Annotated in this window: 16 protein-coding genes; 4 read left to right on the top strand and 12 right to left on the bottom strand. The window is 61.6% G+C overall.

The window, feature by feature from the left end; all coding sequences use genetic code 11:
* Positions 1–2 precede the first annotated feature (2 nt).
* The 7 genes from IEX75_RS10260 to IEX75_RS10230 all read right to left on the bottom strand — a co-directional run bounded on the left by IEX75_RS10260 (position 3) and on the right by IEX75_RS10230 (position 8,028).
* Complete coding sequence (locus IEX75_RS10260; RefSeq protein ID WP_188794104.1) at positions 3–818, bottom strand: sulfotransferase family protein; 816 nt, start codon at positions 816–818, stop codon at positions 3–5.
* 170 nt (positions 819–988) lie between these two features.
* Complete coding sequence (locus IEX75_RS10255; RefSeq protein ID WP_188794103.1) at positions 989–1,987, bottom strand: helix-turn-helix domain-containing protein; 999 nt, start codon at positions 1,985–1,987, stop codon at positions 989–991.
* Entirely contained in the window at positions 1,984–3,270 is a 1,287-nt protein-coding gene (locus IEX75_RS10250; protein WP_188794102.1) for an MFS transporter, read from the bottom strand. The genes IEX75_RS10255 and IEX75_RS10250 overlap by 4 nt, the downstream gene beginning before the upstream one ends.
* Before the next feature lie 191 nt (positions 3,271–3,461).
* The gene (locus IEX75_RS10245) at positions 3,462–5,261 is read right to left on the bottom strand and encodes an alpha-L-fucosidase (RefSeq protein ID WP_188794101.1); all 1,800 of its coding nucleotides are present in this window, start codon (positions 5,259–5,261) and stop codon (positions 3,462–3,464) included.
* Between the two features lie 226 nt (positions 5,262–5,487).
* On the bottom strand, positions 5,488–6,897 hold the full coding sequence (glnA, locus tag IEX75_RS10240) for a type I glutamate--ammonia ligase (RefSeq protein ID WP_188794100.1): 1,410 nt from the start codon (positions 6,895–6,897) through the stop codon (positions 5,488–5,490).
* Between the two features lie 239 nt (positions 6,898–7,136).
* Positions 7,137–7,547, bottom strand: coding sequence for a VOC family protein (locus IEX75_RS10235; protein ID WP_188794099.1), 411 nt, complete (start codon positions 7,545–7,547; stop codon positions 7,137–7,139).
* A gap of 28 nt (positions 7,548–7,575) precedes the next feature.
* Positions 7,576–8,028, bottom strand: coding sequence for a helix-turn-helix transcriptional regulator (locus tag IEX75_RS10230; RefSeq protein ID WP_188794098.1), 453 nt, complete (start codon positions 8,026–8,028; stop codon positions 7,576–7,578).
* Positions 8,029–8,165: 137 nt separating this feature from the next.
* Here IEX75_RS10230 and IEX75_RS10225 point away from each other — a divergent pair, with 137 nt between their 5' ends.
* Complete coding sequence (locus IEX75_RS10225) at positions 8,166–8,963, top strand: undecaprenyl-diphosphate phosphatase (RefSeq protein WP_188794097.1); 798 nt, start codon at positions 8,166–8,168, stop codon at positions 8,961–8,963.
* Between the two features lie 73 nt (positions 8,964–9,036).
* On the opposite strand, the gene IEX75_RS10220 is transcribed toward IEX75_RS10225, so the two are convergent.
* The gene (locus IEX75_RS10220; RefSeq protein WP_188794096.1) at positions 9,037–10,017 is read right to left on the bottom strand and encodes a LysR family transcriptional regulator; all 981 of its coding nucleotides are present in this window, start codon (positions 10,015–10,017) and stop codon (positions 9,037–9,039) included.
* Between the two features lie 326 nt (positions 10,018–10,343).
* Here IEX75_RS10220 and IEX75_RS10215 point away from each other — a divergent pair, with 326 nt between their 5' ends.
* From IEX75_RS10215 to IEX75_RS10205, 3 genes are all read left to right on the top strand, one after another.
* Entirely contained in the window at positions 10,344–11,606 is a 1,263-nt protein-coding gene (locus IEX75_RS10215; RefSeq protein ID WP_188794095.1) for an efflux RND transporter periplasmic adaptor subunit, read from the top strand.
* 198 nt (positions 11,607–11,804) lie between these two features.
* Entirely contained in the window at positions 11,805–14,990 is a 3,186-nt protein-coding gene (locus IEX75_RS10210) for an efflux RND transporter permease subunit (RefSeq protein WP_188794094.1), read from the top strand.
* A gap of 1 nt (position 14,991) precedes the next feature.
* Complete coding sequence (locus tag IEX75_RS10205) at positions 14,992–16,440, top strand: efflux transporter outer membrane subunit (RefSeq protein WP_229720730.1); 1,449 nt, start codon at positions 14,992–14,994, stop codon at positions 16,438–16,440.
* Between the two features lie 106 nt (positions 16,441–16,546).
* Here IEX75_RS10205 and IEX75_RS10200 read toward each other — a convergent pair whose 3' ends face one another.
* Genes IEX75_RS10200 through IEX75_RS10185 form a run of 4 tightly spaced genes read right to left on the bottom strand, consistent with a single transcriptional unit; the run spans position 16,547 to position 18,882 of the window.
* A complete protein-coding gene (locus IEX75_RS10200; protein WP_188794093.1) occupies positions 16,547–17,716 on the bottom strand; it encodes an AI-2E family transporter in 1,170 nt (389 codons plus the stop codon).
* Positions 17,713–18,021 (bottom strand): hypothetical protein, encoded by a 309-nt coding sequence (locus IEX75_RS10195; protein WP_188794092.1) that lies wholly within the window; start codon positions 18,019–18,021, stop codon positions 17,713–17,715. Before IEX75_RS10195 ends, IEX75_RS10200 begins: the two co-directional genes overlap by 4 nt.
* Before the next feature lies 1 nt (position 18,022).
* On the bottom strand, positions 18,023–18,487 hold the full coding sequence (locus IEX75_RS10190) for an ABC transporter ATP-binding protein (protein ID WP_188794091.1): 465 nt from the start codon (positions 18,485–18,487) through the stop codon (positions 18,023–18,025).
* A gap of 32 nt (positions 18,488–18,519) precedes the next feature.
* Entirely contained in the window at positions 18,520–18,882 is a 363-nt protein-coding gene (locus IEX75_RS10185; RefSeq protein ID WP_188794090.1) for an ElaB/YgaM/YqjD family protein, read from the bottom strand.
* Positions 18,883–18,958 lie beyond the last annotated feature (76 nt).

Genomic DNA, 18,958 nt, shown 5'->3' with positions numbered 1-18,958 from the left:
GCTCAAACCACCCGTACGCCGCGCGGATTCAGCGCGGGATCGAGCCAGAACATGTCGTTCTCGAAGCGGCGGAATACGTCCGGCGGCAGCACGCTGCTGCGTTCGCGCGCCTCGACTTTCTTGCGCACCGTGTGCAGCCCCGGCGTGCCCGCGCGCAGGTCGAATTCATCGGCCTGGTAGCTGATGTTTTCGAAGTCGTGGGCGCAAGGCGTTTCGCCGATGAAGTCGTAGACCGCGGCGATGGCGTGCGCCGGGTTGCTGACCAGCGTTTCGTAACGCAGCAGCATCAAGTTGGCGGTGTCATGGCCGTAGAACGCTTCTTTCAAAGCGTTATACGCAAAGCCGACCATGCCCTCGCCGTTGGCCAAGCCTTCGGCACGCGAATACACCGTGCCGCCGGTCTGGTAGTTGAAAATGGAGGAGGGTTGGAACGTGTTCTTGCGCACGAGCTGTTCGATGCTGTCGATGATCCACGACACGTGCCGCACGCAGGCGATGACTTTGCCTTGCGGAAACAACTCTTTCAGCTGGTGCATGCGCGTGCACCAGACGCGATTGGTATCGAACACCACCTCGGCGCCATATTCGGGTCCGTAGTAGTGATCGAACATCCCCTTGAGCATGCGGCGGCGCTGCTCATCGGTGACGAACACCGAGTACTCGTTGCGGCCGCTCAGCTCGCCCAGCATGGTGCCGAAGGCGCCACCCATCGGGCCGCTCATGCCCGCATGGAAGCGCGGGTTCTGGCTCAAAATGGCCGCAAGCAAGGTCGACCCGGACCTTGGCAGGCCCGAGATGAAGTGAAATCGGCGTTCCATCAGTTGTCCCCTGTTTCACGCACGGCCGTTCCATGCCGCAGTGACTGTCAAAAACGTGATTTGAATCTCAGTTTTTTATCGCAATCAATGCTAGCGATCTGACAGATGAAGGAACATGCCTGTACGTCTCAGGGTTGAAACAGGCGTGCAAGAAGGGGCGCGTACCGGGATCAGCGCAGCTCGCTCAGGCTGCTATTCCAGCGGCGGGCCATCAGCTCGACCGTGGGATGCGGGGTGCCGCGGATGCTGGCGGCACGGTAAGCGCCAGGCGCTATGCCAAAGGCCTGCTTGAACAGACGGCTTGCATGGCTTTCGCTGGAGAAACCCAGCATCGGGGCCAACTCGGCAAGCGATCGATGATCGAACGCCCGGTCGTCCAGGCGATCACGCAGTTGCTGCAGCCGGCGCAGCTGAAGAAAGCGCACAACGCCGCCGCAGGATTCGAACAGACGATAAAGCGCCGCGCGGGAAATACCGGTGGCGTTGATGATGTCCTGGATGGAAAAATCCGGCGTGCCGAGATTCGCTTCGATCAATCGACCAACCGTTTCGCGGCGCACGTGTTCGAGCCGATAAAACTCCGAGCGGGCGCTCGAGCCGAAGGGATTGATCGCCACGGACAAAAGATCGACCAGCGTGCGTGTGATGGCCGCATGCGCCCCATGCGAAAGCCGCGGCGCCTGCTCGACCAGTGCCCGCAGCATGGCGGCCAGCAAGGCGCCCTCATGCGCGCCAATGCAGTAGCCATGGAGGTTGCTCAAATCGCCAGCCGCCGCTCTAGTGGCATCGCGCGCCAGGCTCACGGTGATCAGGCAGACGCGCTCTGCGGCGGTTTCCATCGGCTGACACGTGTCGGTCAACAAGGTTTCGCCTGGCGCAACCGGCACGGCGCGACCCATCGGGCCACCCACCAGTTCGCCGCTGACGACATGGTTTAGCACGAAGTGATCGAAGCCATCGTCTGCCACACGCGCGCCACGACGATGGCGAATGCCGCCGTATTCGCGTGCAAACAATAGCGTGCGCTCCAATCGCCAGCTGCGCACCCGGGCGAAGAACGGCGTGCCGGTGCGCTCCACGTCCGCACCGCGCGCATAGAGCTCGCAATAGCGCGCAAAAGCGTCATCCGTATCGTAGGCTGCGCTGTCGAAGGCGAAGATGCCGCTCACCGGGCTGCCTCGATCGCGACCCGCTGTCCAATGCTGCGTGACAGCAACGCCGCCACGATGCCCACGATCGCCGCGCCCAGGCATACCTCGCTCAGGCCCCAGGACAGACCATGCGTGCCCAAGTGCATGCCATCGCTCACGACGCCCGCGATGAGCGGGCCAAGCGCGACGCCCACCACGGTGACGAAGGTCAGGAACACGCGCAGGCCCATGTCATGCAGCGGGGCACTCAGCATGGATGGCAATCCCACCAGCAGGGTGACGGCGGCGATCGCGCCAATCAGCCAGGCTGCCGTCAACAGAACGCACGCCGCCACCGCCGACGTCGACCAGGGAATAAACCAGAACACGGGAACGGCCATCAGCAGCAGCACCGCCATGATCGTCATGGGCGGCAACTTCTCGCCGCGCTTGTCGACCAGCGTGCCGGCGATGAAATTCGCCAACGGCGCCGCCACGAGCAGCGATGCGCCGAAGACCAGGGCGGCGGTCGCGGGCGTCAGCCCTTGCTCTCGATGCAGCACTGACGGCGCCCATGCACCAATGCTCTGGATGACCAGCATGCTGGCGCCAGCACCGCACAGATACATGCTCATCACCCATGGAGATTCGCGAAACGCAGCCCGCATCTGGCTGAAAACGCGACCAGGCGGCAGCGATGGTGCATACGGGCGCTCCGCCCGGCGCAGCAGCAAGAGGATCAACACGGCGTTGGGCGCCGCCATGACCAGGAACAGCCAGCGCCAGTGAGCGGCGGCCGGCACGGACGTCCACTTCGCGAGCAGTGCCAGCGTCGCACCGCCCAGAAGCATCGAAAGACTGTGCCCGGCAGACGATGCCGCGGTGAACAGGGCCATGGAACGGGCTCGCCATCGCGGGGCCGAGCAGTCCACGATCAATCCCAGAGCAAGCGGCACGAAGGCCGCTTGTCCAAGGCCAACCAGGGCACGCGCCACGATCAGCACGCCGAAGGAGTTGCCCAGCGCGAACACGGCCATGCCAAGCATCCATGTGGCGATGCATCCGGCCAGCAAGCGAAGACGATAGGGCGAGCGCGCCAGCGGCCAGCTGGCCAGCATGCCCACGCCATAAAGCAGTACAAACGCGGGCCCGTCGAGCAGCCCCATCTGCGTATCCGACAGGCCCAGGTTCGCCCTTAGCAACGGGGCTGCGACAGCAGGTAGATAGCGATCGATAAAGGCCATGCCATGGCCGCAGGCGAGCAAGCCAAGCAGCGAAGCCGGCATGCTTCCATGATTGACGCGAGAATCGGACAGCCGCATATCTCCCCTGTACAACTGGTCGTGAGCCCAGAAGCGGTGATGCAGTCGTCCATTTTGTGAACTGCGTCACCAAACGGCAGGGACAGCAATGTTTATGCCACGCGCTTGGCCGCGCCTGTCCGCATGCCAGGCACTGCGCTACGGCAGATGCCTGGACGCGACGGGTCAACTTATGACCTTGGCGAGACGGTCTATGGGATCGGCGACAGCTCCACCGATTGCACGGTCACCGGAAGCGCCGTGCCCTGTTCGAAGGGTGCGGAAGGGGTCAGCTCGACGTGCATGGCGTAAGGATGCGCGACAGGGTTGCGGCGAATGCGCAGTGATGGGCTGGCGCCATCCGTTCCAGACAGCCTGAGCGGATAACGCTGGCCGTCAATCCACACATCCACCTTCGCCTCGGCGGCTGCTGGCGTGTAGTGCAGGGTGAGCATGTAGTCGGCCGCCTTTGCATCGAGCTGCCAGCTCAGCTTGTACAGCGTGGCGGGTGCTTCATAGCCCTCGCCGTTGTAGTTGAGGTAGTGCTCGGCCTGGGATGGTTGCAGATGGAAGTTGCCGTCGGCGGAGGCAGCGATCATCTGCGGACGAACGCGCAGCGGGCCTTTGAGCGGCAGCACAACCACTGGCATGAAGTTGTCGATGTTGCCGCCGGCATCTGCCGTTGGCCAATGGGCGAGATGATCCAACGCGATGCTTACGTCATGCCCATCGCGCTGCACGTCTACCGTCGATTCAGGCGCACCCAATCGATAAGCGGGGCCGAACGCGGTATCCGCCAATCCTGGTACATGCAGCTGGTGATCCGGCGGCAGTTTTGCCACAAACAGGTAGAGCGCGTGCGGGCCGACCGTGGCATAGCCAAAATCCAACGCAGCGAACGGTTGCTTACGCGTACCGTAAATCGCCTCGCTGCTCTGTTTCAGCCATGTGCCGATGCCCTGCAGCACCTGTGCCTCGTACGGCACGACGGAGCCGTCGCCTTTCGGCCCGATGTTGAGAATGTAATTGCCGCCCCCGCTGACGACGCGCACCAGTCGCGTGATGTTCTCGCGGATCTTGCCCGGCAAATCCTTTCTCTCTTGCCACGAGCGATAACCCCATGTCTCCGGAAACATGGAGGCCGGCGCTTGCCACGGCAGCTCCATCGCCACATCGGGCTCGGCGTTGTCGCCCATCACTGCGAAATCACCGTAGTAGTTCCACACGCGGCCGGAGATCATCGTCTGCGGCTGCAGCGCATGCACGGTGTGCGCAAAGTCTGCGCTTTGCGCAGGCGTAGGCTTGCCCATGTCGAACCAGATTTCGGAGATGGGGCCGTAATGGCCCAACAGCTCCTTCAGCTGCGCGACGTTGAAAGCTTCCTGCTCTGAGGTGATCGGATTGCTGTTGCCTTCGATGTACGTGTTGCCGCCCGGGTGATGCCAATCGATCGTCGAGTAATACACGCCGAACTTGAGACCACCGCGCGCGCACGCATCGGCGAGTTCTTTCACGATATCCCGGTGATACGGCGTGCCATCCACGGCGTTGTACGAGGTCTGTGCCGTCTGGAACAGGTTGAAGCCATCGTGATGCTTGGCGGTGATCACGATGAACTTCATGCCGGCGGCCTTGGCCAGCGCGACGATCGCATCAGGATCGAATTTCTCCGGATCGAATTGTTTGGCGAGTGCTTCGTAGTCCTTCGCAAGAATCGGCCCATTCGCAAAAATCTGTTCGCTATAGCCGTTGTCCACCCGCTTGCCGTTCCACATGCCGCCGGCAATGGAATACAGGCCGAAGTGGATGAACATGCCGAACTTGCGGTCTTGCCAGGCTTTGATGGTTTGTGCGCTGGGGCCAGGGCCGGATAACGGCTGCGGTTGATCGAAGGGACGGCTTATGGCGGTTGTCGCGGAGGACGTCGGTGCGGCATACAGGCTATGTGCACAGCACGCTATGGATGCGATGAGCCCTAGTGCGATTCGCTTGCCCGTTACCCGTGTCGCCATGCTGCCTTCGCTCCGCCATTGAAAATGGATGCATGGATCGAGCCTGCCATGAAACGCGGTTTGTTAGGGATAAAGCCGCAAGCTGGAGCTTTTGTAGGCTGGGATGAAATCCCAGCTTTTACCCCCCAGGTGCTGGGATTTCATCCCAGCCTACGTCGCTCTGTTCGGCACACAAACAACAACGGGTGCCGAAGCACCCGTTGTCTTTACAACCTTGCAACCGCAATCAGATCGCGTAGTACATCTGGAATTCCAGCGGATGCGTGCTAGCGCGGTAGCGCGTCACTTCCTGCATCTTCAGTTCGATGTAGGCATCGATGAAGTCGTCGGTGAACACGCCGCCGGCCTTGAGGAAGTCGCGGTCCTTGTCCAGCGCTTCCAGTGCGGCGTCGAGGCTGGAGCAGACCTGCGGGATGTTCTTCTCTTCTTCCGGCGGCAGGTCGTAGAGATCCTTGTCGGCCGGCGCACCCGGATCGATCTTGTTCAAGATGCCGTCGAGACCCGCCATCATCAGCGCGGTGAAGGTGAGGTAGCCGGACTGGATCGGGTCGGGGAAGCGCACTTCGATGCGGCGGCCCTTCGGGTTCGACACGAACGGAATGCGGCAGCTCGCCGAACGGTTGCGCGCGGAGTAGGCCAGCATCACCGGTGCTTCGAAGCCCGGCACCAGGCGCTTGTAGCTGTTGGTGGTGGAGTTGGCGAACGCGTTGATGGCCTTGGCGTGCTTGAAGATGCCGCCGATGTACCACAGCGCGAGCTGCGACAGGCCGCCGTACAGATCACCGGAGAACAGGTTCTTGCCGTCCTTGCTGAGCGACTGGTGTACGTGCATGCCGCTGCCGTTGTCGCCGACGATCGGCTTGGGCATGAAGGTGACGGTCTTGCCGTTCTGGTGAGCCACGTTCTTGATCACGTACTTGAGCGTGATCAGCTCGTCGGCCTTGGTCACCAGCGTGTTGAACTTGACGCCGATCTCGCACTGGCCCGCGTTGGCCACTTCGTGGTGATGCACTTCCACCACCTGGCCGAGGGATTCCAGCACCTTGCACATGTCGGCGCGCAGGTCACCCAGCGAGTCGACCGGGCTGACCGGGAAGTAGCCGCCCTTCACGCCCGGACGATGGCCGCTGTTGCCTTCGTCGTACTTGAAGCGCGAGCTCCACGCGGCTTCCTGCGATTCGATTTCATAGAACACGCGGCCCATGTCGTTCTGCCAGCGCACGGCATCGAAGATGAAGAATTCCGGCTCCGGACCGAAGAAAGCGGTGTCGGCGATGCCGGTGGATTTCAGGTAAGCCTCGGCGCGCTTGGCGATGGAGCGCGGATCGCGGCCGTAGGCCTGCATGGTGCTCGGTTCCAGCACGTCGCAATGCAGGACGAGCTGGGTGTGCGCGCTGAACGGATCGAGGTAGGCCGTGTCCGCGTCGGGCAGCAGCACCATGTCCGATTCGTTGATGCCCTTCCAGCCGGAGATCGAGGAACCATCGAACATCTTGCCGTCTTCGAACGTGGACTCGTCGATAGCGTGAGCCGGGAAGGTGACGTGGTGGTGCTTGCCGAGCATGTCGGCGAAACGCAGGTCGACGAACTCGACCTCTTTCTCCTGGATCAGGTCGAGCACTTTCTTGGCGGACATGTAAAACCTCGATGATTCGTGAATTGGGGATCGCGCGTGCTTCTAGAGCAAGCACTGTACCAACGTAAAAACACTGTAAAAATATCCAGAACTTCAAATGATTGCACAAAAATGGGTCATAGGCGCACGTCTTTTTAGCACCATATAAGTGCATGATTTGCACATATATGGTGCTATCACGAATTTCATCGAAAAACCCCAGCCGCTTGTGGCTGCCGGGGCTGGAGTTGCCGAACGGTTTAGCGCACCTCGTTGATGCGGACGTGGTTACCGGCAGGATCACGGAAGGCGCAATCGCGTACGCCATAAGGCTGGGCGGTCGGTTCCTGGATCACTTCGGCGCCGGTGGCCTGGATCCGCTCGAAGGTACTGTCGAGGTCCTTGGTGGCCAGGATGATCATGGCGTAGGTGCCCTTGGCCATCATTTCGGTAATGGTGCGGCGCTCGTCATCAGTGAGACCGGGCGTGATGGCCGGCGGGGTCAGGACGATCGAGGTGCCGGGCTGGCCAACGGGGCCGACGGTGATCCATCGCATTCCGCCATAGGCAACGTCGTTGCGGACCTCGAAGCCCAGGATGTCGCGATAGAACGCCAGCGATGCTTCGGGGTCGGTCTGCGGAAGGAAGGTGGAGTGAATGCTGATGTCCATGGTGATCGTTCCCAAGTAGAAGGTGCGATCACTCTAATGACGGCTCGGGGACCGGCGCTTCTCGATTCCTGATCGGACGGGTGATTTGTTTGGACACGCACGAGGGCATGCCTTCGGTTGCCTGCGCCTGCTGACGCCGATAGGCGCTGGGCGACATGCCGACCAGCTCGGTGAAGCGCGTGCTGAAGGTGCCCAGCGAGGAACAACCCACCTCGAAACAGACATCGGTGACGCTGAGATCACCACGGCGCAGCAGCGCCATCGCGCGTTCAATGCGCCGCGTCATCAGATAGGAATAGGGCGATTCACCATAGGCGAGCCGGAACTGGCGGCTGAGGTGCCCGGCCGACATGTTCACGCCGCGGGCGAGCGCCTCCACGTCCAGCGGTTGCGCGTATTCCCGGTCGATCCGGTCGCGCACCCGGCGCAGCTTCGCAAGCTCGCGCAAATGCGTTTGGGCATCGGTGGTTTTGCTGGTCATCTGCATGATCTTTTCACGTCGTATCGGAAAACACTTACGGCGGTTAACCATCCGGCGAAGCAGGACTTAAGCCTAAGCTATATCGTTTTGGGCGTCGGCCAACCACGTCACTGCCCATCCCCCAAGGAGTCTTTCACGTGCACGATCTCGTCAATGTGATTCTGCTCGGCATCATCGAGGGTATTACCGAATTCTTGCCGATCTCCAGTACTGGGCATCTGCTGATTGCCGAGAGCTTCGGGCTTGGTGCTCGTTCCGATCTGTTCAATGTCGGTATTCAGGCCGGTGCGATCCTGGCCATCACGCTGATCTACTGGAAACGCATCTGGGAATTGCTCACCCAGTGGCAGGAACCGGCCAACCGCGCCTATCTGCTCAAGCTGCTGGTGGCATTCCTGATTACCTGCGTGCTCGGCCTGGTGGTGACGCACTATGGCTTCAAGCTGCCCGAAACAGTGACGCCGATTGCCTGGGCCTTGTTGATCGGCGGCTTCTGGATCCTGGGCGCAGAAGCGATTGCTGCGCGGCAGGTCGACCGCCGCGACGTGACGTGGCGAGTAGCGATCCTGGTTGGCATGGCGCAGATGGTGGCGGGTATTTTTCCGGGCACCTCGCGCTCGGGCGCAACGATTTTCACGGCCATGCTTGCGGGCACCAGCAATCGGCCCGCCGCAACGGAATTTTCGTTTCTGGTCGGCATTCCGACCATGTATGCAGCGACCGGCTATGAGTTGCTGAAAGTGCTCAAAGGCGGCGGTGCGGCGCACGAAGACTGGGGCGCATTGATCGTCGGCTTCGTGGTGTCGCTGATCGTGGCGTTCGTGGCGGTGAAGTGGCTGCTGGGCTACATCCGCACGCATCGTTTTACGTGGTTTGCGGTGTATCGCATTGCGCTGGGGGCGGCGTTGTTGCTGTTGATGCCTGCCGGCGCCTGACTCGTAGGTTGGGGTGCAAACCCCAACATCGCCATGCCGATTGCGATCACAACGTTGGGGTTTGCACCCCAACCTACTGTGCGCGCACAGGCTTTTCCTTCTGCACTGCCGGCAACGGCGGCCGGAACGCCTCCACTACCGGCGCAATCGGACACACCGATTCGAAGGGCCGCTCGAACAACTCGCGCGCCCATTCGATGAAGGCCTGCACGCGCGCAGAGAGATGTTTTTTTTGCGGATACACGATCCACACGTTCTTGCCGGTGGACACAGTGTCGGTGAGGATCGGTTCGAGCTTGCCCACTTCCAGCGCGCATGTCGCCATCACGTGTGGCGCCTGGATGATGCCCAAGCCCGCCATGGCCGCCTGAATCACGGATTCGCCATCGTTGATCAGCAAATGCGCGTTGACGTCCACTTCGATGCGGCCATCGCGCGTATCAAACGACCACTGCCGTGGCTTGCCGTTCTGGTAGACGTAGTTGATGCAGCGGTGGTTTCTCAGCTCTTCAATGCTTGCCGGGGTGCCGTAGCGTTCCAGGTATTCCGGCGAGGCCAGCAGTACGTTGCGCAAGTGGCCGATCTTGCGCGCGATCAGGCTGGAATCTTCCAGCTCGCCCATGCGGATGGCGCAGTCCACGCCTTCCTCGTTCAGATCGTACGGGTAGTCGCACATCATCAATTCCAGCCGGATCTCCGGGTAGCGATGCTGGAATTCACTCAGCTTGGGCACGATCGTGGTGCGGCCAATCGAGGCAGACATGCCGACCCGCAACTTGCCTTGGGGCTTGCGGTGGGCGTAACCCAGCGACTCGGTCGCCTCGGCGAGATCGGTGAGGATCTCCTTGCAACGTGTATAGAACGAGGCGCCATCGTCGGTCAGGCGCAAGGTTCGGGTGGAGCGGAACAGCAGCCGGACGCCCAGGTGTTCCTCCAGCCTGGAAACGGCGCGGCTGACACCGGAGGGGGTCATGCCGAGCTGGGCGGCGGCTGACGCAAAACTCTTCGCTTCCACGACCCGAACAAAAGCGGAGATAGAGGAAAAGTCTTCCATAGCGTGTTCCAGAATAAAGACTGGTGGCGATTATGCGCCCATTCTTGACTGAGAGTCACGAGTAGCTTGCGCAAGAAACGGATTTTCTAAACTGTACGGTGTACCCATTATTCGTTCCGTCGCTATCTTGCTGCACTGCCGCAAGAGAAGCCTGACACGGCAATTGCTATCGCCCTGTCAGCGCAGGTTTGGGATGACCTGTCGCGAATCAAGCATGGCAACCGCTTGATTTCAGCGTAACCGAGCCCGGGCATCCGCGCGGCTCGATGCAGCGGAAAGCGCAGGAGCGCCCTTTCCCTGCCTATGACAAAAAATGGGAGCGAGTGATGTTGAAGAAAACAATCCTGGCCGGTCTGGTCGTGGCAGCCATTGCCGGCAGTTGGGCACTGCTGGGCGGTCATGGTGGCGGCGCTCATGCCCAAGGCGCCAATGCACAGGGTGGCCCGCCTGAAGTGACCGTGGCCCCGGTCATGGTGCGGCCGGTCAGCGATAGCGCCAACTTCACCGGGCAGTTGCAGGCGGTCGACTCCGTCGACGTGCGTCCGCGCGTCAGCGGTTATGTGAATACCGTGCTGTTCAAGGAAGGTACCGAAGTGCACAAGGGCGACGTGCTGTTCGTGATCGATCCGCGTCCGTTCCAGGCCGAAGTCGATCGACTGAATGCCAACCTCGCGCAAGCGAAGGCACAGCTCGCGCTGGCGCAGTCGAATGCGGACCGCGCACGCCGCCTGCTTGCCCAGCATGCGATTTCGCAGGAAGACGCCGATAGCCAGAACACCAGCGAGCAAAGTGCGAAGGCGACGCTTGAAGCATCCACCGCCGCGCTGGCCACGGCCAAACTCAATCTTGATTGGACGCAAGTACGCGCACCGATCGACGGCCGTGTCAGCAACGCACACATCCAGGCGGGCAACTTGGTATCCAGCTCGGACGTGCTCACCAGCGTGGTGTCGGTGAACCCGATCTACGTCTATTTCGATGTGGATGAGCACACCTGGCTGAAGCTTGATCGTCTGCGTCGCGATGCGATCAAGAACGGCCGTGCACCACGCATCGAAGCCACCATGGGTTTGTCCGACGAACAAGGCTACCCGCATGAAGGCCGCATCGACTTCGTCGACAACCAGGTGCGTCCGGGCTCCGGCACGATGCGTTTGCGCGCGGTGTTCGATGAGGAAAACGGCCTGCTCACGCCTGGTTTGTATGCACGCGTGCATCTGCAAGCCGGTCAGCCGCATCCGCGCGTGCTGATCGACGATCGCGCCGTCGGCACGGATCTGAGCAATCAATTCGTGTACGTGGTGGATGGGCAGCACAAGGTGCAGTACCGCAAGGTCGACATCGGTCCATTGTTCCATGGCCTGCGTGTGATCGATGAAGGCCTCAACGCCGGCGACGTGGTGGTGGTGAACGGTCTGCAGCACGTGCGTCCGGGTGTGGAAGTAAATCCGCAGCAGGTGGCGATGGATTACCGGCTGGACGCGCAGGAGAAAACGCTGGTCGATGCCGCCGAGACGAATCCGGACAACAAGGATTCGCAGACGGCGCAGGCGGATAGCAGGAACACGCAGAAGCGTTCGCAGGGCTGAAGTTGCTCCCTCCCCTGCGACGGCAGGGGAGGGCTGGGGTGGGGTTGCATGCGCTTGCCGCACAGCTTGAGTTCAACGCGAGATTGGCTTCACCCCACCCCAACCCTCCCCTACTGCACGTAGGGGAGGGAGCAAAGAGATTACGCATCGGCCAACTATTCGGCACATGCGTCATTCCAATGAATTTCGAGAATTGACATGAAAAACATTGCACAGTTTTTCGTCGACCGGCCGATCATGGCCGCCGTGCTCTCGCTGATCTTCGTGATCGCGGGCAGCATTGCGGTATTCAAGCTGCCGATCAGCGAATACCCCGAAGTGGTGCCGCCCACCGTGGTGGTGCGCGCCAACTATCCAGGCGCCAGCCCGGAAGTGATCGGCGAAACCGTCGCCACGCCGTTGGAAGAGCAGATCAACGGCGTGGAAGGCATGCTGTATTCCTCCTCGCAGGCGACCAGCGACGGCCAGATGACGCTGACTGTCACCTTCGCGCTGGGTACTGATCTCAACAATGCACAGGTGGAAGTGCAGAACCGCGTGTCGCAAGCCTTGCCGCGTCTGCCGGAAGAAGTACAGCGCCTGGGCGTGACCACGCAGAAGAGTTCGCCCGACCTCACCATGGTGGTACATCTGACGTCGCCGGATAAGCGCTACGACATGCTGTATCTGTCGAACTATGCGCGTCTGCACATCAAGGACATACTCGCCCGTCTCGACGGCGTGGGTGACGTGCAGCTGTTTGGTGCCGGCGAATACAGCATGCGCGTGTGGCTTGATCCCAACAAGCTGGCCCAGCGCAACATGACCACCGGCGACGTCGTGCGTGCCATTCAGGAGCAGAACGTTGCCGTGGCGGCCGGTGCGTTGAATGCACCGCCGGTGCCGGGCAATACGGATTTCCAGCTCAACATCCACACGCAGGGCCGTCTTAGCACCACCGGGGAATTCGGCGACATCATCGTGCGCACCGATCCGGACGGCAGCGTGGTGCATCTGCGTGATGTGGCGCGCATCGAGCTGGGCTCCAATCAATACGCGCTGCGCAGCATGCTGGACAACCAGCCGGCGGTGGCGATTCCGATCTTCGCGCGGCCTGGCTCCAATGCGATCCAGATCTCCGATGAAGTGCGCGCAACGATGAAGGAGCTGAGCAAGGACTTTCCGCAAGGTATCGAGTACCACATCGTCTACGACCCGACGGTCTTCGTGCGTGGTTCGATCGAAGCGGTGGCGCATACGCTGGTCGAAGCGATCTTCCTGGTCGTGCTGGTGGTGATCCTGTTCCTGCAGACCTGGCGGGCATCGGTCATTCCGCTGGTCGCCGTGCCGGTGTCGCTGATCGGTACCTTCGCGGTGATGTATCTCGCGGGTTTCTCGCTCAACGCACTATCGCTGTTCGGCCTGGTGCTGGCGATCGGCATCGTGGTGGACGACGCGATCGTGGTGGTGGAGAACGTCGAGCGCAATATCGAGCTGGGCCATACACCGCGTGAAGCGACGCGACGCGCGATGAACGAAGTAACAGGGCCGATCATCGCCACGGCACTGGTGTTGTGCGCCGTGTTTATCCCGACCGCCTTCATCAGCGGACTTACCGGCCAGTTCTATCGCCAGTTCGCGCTGACCATTGCGATTTCAACGGTGATCTCGGCGTTCAATTCGCTCAGCCTCAGCCCTGCGCTCGCTGCCGTGCTGCTGCGGGGTCACGATGCGCCAAAGGATCGCGTGGCCATCCTGATGGACAAGGCGCTCGGCTGGTTCTTCCGTCCGTTCAATCGCTTCTTCCATCGCAGCGCCGATCGCTACGTGGGCGGCGTGCGCCGCATCGTCGGCCTGGGACCGGTGGCGCTGGTGGTGTATGCGGGCCTGATCGCGTTGGCGGGCTTCGGTTTCCATCACGTGCCGGCCGGCTTCGTGCCGCAACAGGACAAGCAGTACCTGGTGTCGTTCGCGCAGCTGCCGGATGCTTCATCGCTGGATCGTACGGAAGACGTGATCCGCCGCATGTCGGAGATCGCGTTGAAGCAGCCTGGCGTGCAGAGTGCCGTGGCATTCCCGGGTTTGTCGATCAACGGATTCACCAATGCCACGAACGCGGGCATCGTGTTCGAGACGCTGAAGCCGTTTGAGGAGCGCCGTGATCCTTCGCTGTCTGCGGGTGCCATTGCAGCCGCTTTGAACCAGAAGTTCGCAACGATCCAGGATGCCTACATCGCCACCTTCCCGCCGCCTCCTGTGCAAGGCCTCGGCACCATCGGCGGTTTCCGTATCCAGATCGAAGATCGCGGCCAGCTCGGTTTCGATGAGTTGTACAAGCAGACGCAGAATCTGATCGCGCAAAGCCAAAAGGTACCGGCGCTGGCGGGATTGTTCTCCAGCTATCAGGTGAGCGTGCCGCAGATCGACGCGGACGTGGATCGCGAGAAAGCCAAGGCCGAAGGTATCGATCTCAACGATGCCAACGAAGCGTTGCAGGCCTATATGGGTTCGCTGTACGTGAACGACTTCAATCGCTTCGGTCGCGTGTACCAGGTGAACGTGTCCGCCGAGCCTGCGTTCCGGCACGAGCCGGATAACATCCTGCAGCTGAAGACGCGCAACGACAAGGGTGAGATGGTGCCGCTGGGTTCGTTCCTCACGGTGCGCCGTACTGCAGGACTGGAACGCGTGCAGCATTACAACGGCTACATCACCGCGGAGATCAACGGTGGTCCGGCGCCGGGCTTCAGTTCCGGTCAAGCGCAGGCCGCGATGGAAAAGCTGGCGCAAGACAATTTGCCGAACGGCATGAGCTACGAGTGGACCGAGCTCACCTATCAGCAGATTCTGGCCGGCAACACCGCCATCCTGGTGTTCCCGTTGTGCGTGCTGTTGGTGTTCCTGGTGCTGTCCTCGTTGTACGAGAGCTGGTCGCTGCCGCTGGCGGTGATCCTGATCGTGCCGATGGTGCTGCTGTCCGCGATTGCCGGTGTATGGCTGTCGGGTGGTGACAACAACATCTTCACCCAGATCGGTTTGATCGTGCTGGTGGGCCTGGCGTGCAAGAACGCGATCCTGATCGTGGAATTCGCACGCGAACGTCAGCATGAAGGCATGACGCGCTACGACGCGGTGCTGGAAGCGGCTCGCCTGCGTCTGCGCCCGATCCTGATGACGTCAATCGCCTTCATCATGGGCGTGGTGCCGCTGGTGACCTCGCACGGTGCCGGTGCGGAAATGCGTCACGCGATGGGCGTGGCGGTGTTCTCCGGCATGCTCGGCGTGACCATCTTCGGCCTGATCTATACGCCACTGTTCTATGTGCTGATCCGCGCCGTGGTGGAACGCCGCGAAGCGCGCAAGAAGCAGCACGCATCCAACTTGCCCGCCTTGGAGGGGCATTGAGATGACACCTTCTTTTATCGCTAATGTTCTTCGCAACACCACCTTGTTTGCGGCACTCGCGCTGGCCGGATGCGCCAGCGTGGGGCCGGATTACAAGACCCCCAACACGCCACCGGCCAAGGTGCAGAACGTCGATGCGGCGCGTGAAAACAACGCGCAATTCCAGGCCACGTGGTGGAAGCAGTTCAACGATCCGGTGCTAGATACGCTGATCCAGCGCGCGGCCAAGGGCAGCCTCGATCTGCGCATCGCGCGGGCGCGGCTGGCCGAGTCGCGCGCGTTGCTTGGCACGGCGAAGTCGGATCAGATTCCGACCATCGACACCACGGTCGATTTCCAGCGTTCGCGTGAGCAACAGCCTGGCTTTACCACGCAGCGCATATCGGCTGATACGTATCAGGCCGGGTTCGACGCTTCATGGGAACTCGATCTGTTCGGCGGCATTCGACGTTCGGTGGAAGCGGCGCGTGACGATCTCGGTGCCAGCGAAGCCTCGATGCATGATGCACAGGTGACCTTGTTCGCCGAAGTGGCGCGCAATTATTTTGAATTGCGCGGCACCCAGCAGCGCCTCGCCATTGCCCAACGCAATATCGCCAATCAAGCGGATTCGTTGAAGCTGATCAATGCACGCGCGCAGATCGGTACTGCTTCGGATCAGGACGTCGCGAGTGCCAGCGCACAGCTCAGCGCGGCGAAGGCGCAATTGCCGGTGCTCGATGCGCAGATTCGTTCCTACGAGTACCGGCTGGCAGTGTTGCTCGGCGAACGGCCAGGTGAACTGGACGTTGATGTATCGCCCACCACCTTCAAGCCCATCGCCACCGTACTGCCGATTGGCGAAAACGGCGATGTGCTTGCACGCCGTCCTGACGTGCGCATCGCAGAACGGCAGTACGCCGCTGCGACCGCGCGCATTGGCGTGGCGAAGGCGGATTTCTTTCCGCATATAACGCTAGGCGGCTTTGTGGGTTTCCTGGCTGGACAAAGCAATGATTTCGGCGGGCCTGCCTCGCGCGCATGGTCGTACATGCCCAGCATCACCTGGAACGGGTTGAACGTGGAACGCGTGCGCTCGAATCTGCATGCCAGTGAAGCACGTGCCGATGCCGCCGAGGCGAATTACCAGCGCACGGTGCTGGAAGCCGTGGAGGATGTCGACAACGCGGTGACCAACTACAACGCCGAGCATGGGCGCGTCGAGCAGCTGATGGCACAGGCAGATCAGAGCCGGCGTGCGGCCGAGCTGGCACGCGTGCGTTATCAGGAAGGCGCGACCGGTTATCTGGAATTGCTGGATGCCGAACGCGTGCAGCTGTCAGCGGAAGATGCGTTGGCGCAGTCGGAAAGTGCGATCGATACGCGTGCGGTGGCGTTGTACAAGGCGCTGGGCGGTGGTTGGCAGGCGTGTGATGACGCGAGCTGCTCGAACGTCGCACAAGCGCCGTGATGTAGGTTGGGGTGCAAACCCCAACACCAGGATATTCACCTGCATAGCGATGTTGGGGTTTGCACCCCAACCTACGCCCCTCTTCGAAAAGGAGAGGGGAGTGTGGTCAGCGCTGCACCATCCGCGCAAACCATTCCCACCCGCGCACCCGCTCCGCAATCAGCTTCGCACTGGTCAGCATCGGCACCGCCAGCAGCGCACCCGGCACACCCCACAACCAACCCCAGATCAGCAACCAGATCAGGATGGCGATCGGGCTCACGCGCATGCGCCGTCCGAGGATCCATGGCGTAATCAAGTTGCCTTCCACCGCCGTGATGCACGCGAAGCACACCGCCGGCAGCAAGGCGTTGGTCAGCACTTCGAAATGGATCAACCCCACGAACAGCAAGGTCGTGGTGGTGACGATCGCGCCGACATAAGGAATGAAGTTGGCGAACATCGCCACCGTTCCCCACAGCAGTGGGTCAGGCATGTGCAGCACATAGAGCATGCCGGCCGTGGTGACGCCGAGAGACACATTGATCACGATCGTCGTGAGGATGTAGCGCGACACTTCGGTCTGGATGCCGCGCACGATGCTGACGGCGTGGCGTTTGTAACCGAAGTTGGGGGCAATCTCGACCAGCCGGCGCAGGATGAGGTCGCCGTAGACCAGGAAGAAATACACCAGCAGCAGTACGGTGAGCACGGCCGCCAGCACCTTCGGCGTGTTCGCCAGCACATCCCACACGCTGATGGCCACGTCACTGGGATTCTGTGCAGACAAGGTGGGATGGCCATTGACCAATGCCTGCGTGGCGCGGCCTGCCGCTTCCAGCGGACGCGTGAAATGCTGCAGCTTGGGAATGAAACTGCGGATCTGCGACGGCGCAGTATGCAGCCAGGTCAACGCTGGCTCGGTCAGCATGCCGATGCCACTGGCGATGGCGGTGATCAGCGTGACCATCAGCACGCTCGCGCCCAGCCAGCGCGGAATGTGATGGCGCGTGCCGCGCGCGACGATGGGGTTCAGGGCCAAGCCGATGAAAGCGGCCAGCACCAGCGGAATGATCAGCGCTTTGACCAGGGTGACGGTGTAGAGCAGGGCGAGGATCAGCAGTGCGTTGAGCGTCATGCGGATGGCACGCATATGGCCGTGCATCCGATAGACGCCGCGCGTTGCCTGCCTTACTTCTTTCGCCACACCGGCCGGTGCACGCGCGGCCGGCGTTCCGTGCGGCGTTTCCTCCACGGGCGCCGTACCTGGCCGCGCCGTGGGTTCGATGGCGGTCATGGTTCGTCGCTGTCGCTGGCGTGGTCGCCTTCGTCCATGCCCATTTCGGCGATCAGGCGCGTGCCGTACGCCACGATTTCCGCCAGCCCGGCGCTGACCGTAGTGATCAGCCCCGGTACGCGCAGCGGACCTACACCCAGGCTGCCGAGCACGAAGCCCGCGCCAGCCGCCGCACCCACCGTGGTCAGCGGATGGTGGTAGCCGCGTTCCAGCAATGCCGCCGCCGGCCTGGCCATTTCTTCGCGGTGCAGGGCCACGCGTTGGCGCGCCTGGTCCACTTTTTCCAGTTGCTTGAACAAGCTCATGTCAGACCTCCCCCTTGCCTGCATCGATGTCACGCTCGGCCCGCTGCAGCGTGTCGCGCATGATTGCACGCCACTCCTGTCGCGTACCCGGCAGGCTCATCCAGTGCATGCAGCGGCGGAACAGCAGGATGGCGCCAAACAGCACCAAGGCTTCCAGCACGGCAAGTACCACGAAGGCCCATATCCAGGAATCGAACCATTTGGCCAGCACCAGCCCGATCAGGCCAAGCAGAGTGAGCCCTAGACCCACGCCTGCAACGGTGGCACCCAGACCTGCCGCCAGAAGCCAGGACACGGCACTGCGCGCCAACCCGAGTTCCGCAGCGAGCAGGCTCAGTTGCGCGCCGAACAGGCTGCGCACTCCGCGTGCGAGCCGGCCAAGATCGTCAAGCAAGCCGTCCGGCGCCGCTTCGCCGCCCGGTTCTGGTGCTGCCGCTGTTTCGTTGTCGCGCACGGAATCGTGCATCGCCCGCCTCCGTGCCTAATTGCCAGTCAAGTTCAGCGACGCAGGATGCGGCCGAGCAGCCAGCCGGCGCCGAGAGCAATCGCCACGGCCTGTACAGGCTTTTCGCGCACGTATTCGCGCACTTCTTCCAGCCATTCGTCGGCACGTTCCCTGGCATGGTCGTAAGCCTCGCGCCCACGCTCGGTAGCCTCGGAGACCTTGTCGGAGGCGCGATTGGCAGCGTGCGCGGCCTTGTCGGTAGCGTGATGCACGCGTTCTTCGACGCGATCGGCAGCCCGATCAAATTTTTCCTTGCTGCTCGCCACGGCATCGGAAGTCGCTTGCTTGATGCGCTCGGCGCCTTGGTCGATGCGTCCCTGGACATTGTTTTCGTTCGTCTGGACTTCGTTGTTCATGACGTTTCTCCGTGAGATCAAGGATGTTCACTCTAACGGTTTGCCGCGCTGTTGGCTGAACCCATCTTCGCACTGT

The sequence above is a fragment of the Dyella nitratireducens genome (assembly GCF_014642835.1).
In the GTDB taxonomy this organism is placed as follows: domain Bacteria; phylum Pseudomonadota; class Gammaproteobacteria; order Xanthomonadales; family Rhodanobacteraceae; genus Dyella_B; species Dyella_B nitratireducens.
This window is presented reverse-complemented; position numbering and strand designations above follow the sequence as displayed.

Bases quoted from the DNA above. Each gene is read 5' to 3' on its own strand.
- IEX75_RS10260 (WP_188794104.1), bottom strand. From the start codon at position 818: ATGGAACGCCGATTTCACTTCATCTCGGGCCTGCCAAGGTCCGGGTCG.
- IEX75_RS10250 (WP_188794102.1), bottom strand. From the start codon at position 3,270: ATGCGGCTGTCCGATTCTCGCGTCAATCATGGAAGCATGCCGGCTTCG.
- IEX75_RS10245 (WP_188794101.1), bottom strand. From the start codon at position 5,261: ATGGCGACACGGGTAACGGGCAAGCGAATCGCACTAGGGCTCATCGCA.
- glnA (WP_188794100.1), bottom strand. From the start codon at position 6,897: ATGTCCGCCAAGAAAGTGCTCGACCTGATCCAGGAGAAAGAGGTCGAG.
- IEX75_RS10235 (WP_188794099.1), bottom strand. From the start codon at position 7,547: ATGGACATCAGCATTCACTCCACCTTCCTTCCGCAGACCGACCCCGAA.
- IEX75_RS10230 (WP_188794098.1), bottom strand. From the start codon at position 8,028: ATGACCAGCAAAACCACCGATGCCCAAACGCATTTGCGCGAGCTTGCG.
- IEX75_RS10220 (WP_188794096.1), bottom strand. From the start codon at position 10,017: ATGGAAGACTTTTCCTCTATCTCCGCTTTTGTTCGGGTCGTGGAAGCG.
- IEX75_RS10215 (WP_188794095.1), top strand. From the start codon at position 10,344: ATGTTGAAGAAAACAATCCTGGCCGGTCTGGTCGTGGCAGCCATTGCC.
- IEX75_RS10210 (WP_188794094.1), top strand. From the start codon at position 11,805: ATGAAAAACATTGCACAGTTTTTCGTCGACCGGCCGATCATGGCCGCC.
- IEX75_RS10205 (WP_229720730.1), top strand. From the start codon at position 14,992: ATGACACCTTCTTTTATCGCTAATGTTCTTCGCAACACCACCTTGTTT.
- IEX75_RS10200 (WP_188794093.1), bottom strand. From the start codon at position 17,716: ATGACCGCCATCGAACCCACGGCGCGGCCAGGTACGGCGCCCGTGGAG.
- IEX75_RS10195 (WP_188794092.1), bottom strand. From the start codon at position 18,021: ATGAGCTTGTTCAAGCAACTGGAAAAAGTGGACCAGGCGCGCCAACGC.
- IEX75_RS10190 (WP_188794091.1), bottom strand. From the start codon at position 18,487: ATGCACGATTCCGTGCGCGACAACGAAACAGCGGCAGCACCAGAACCG.
- IEX75_RS10185 (WP_188794090.1), bottom strand. From the start codon at position 18,882: ATGAACAACGAAGTCCAGACGAACGAAAACAATGTCCAGGGACGCATC.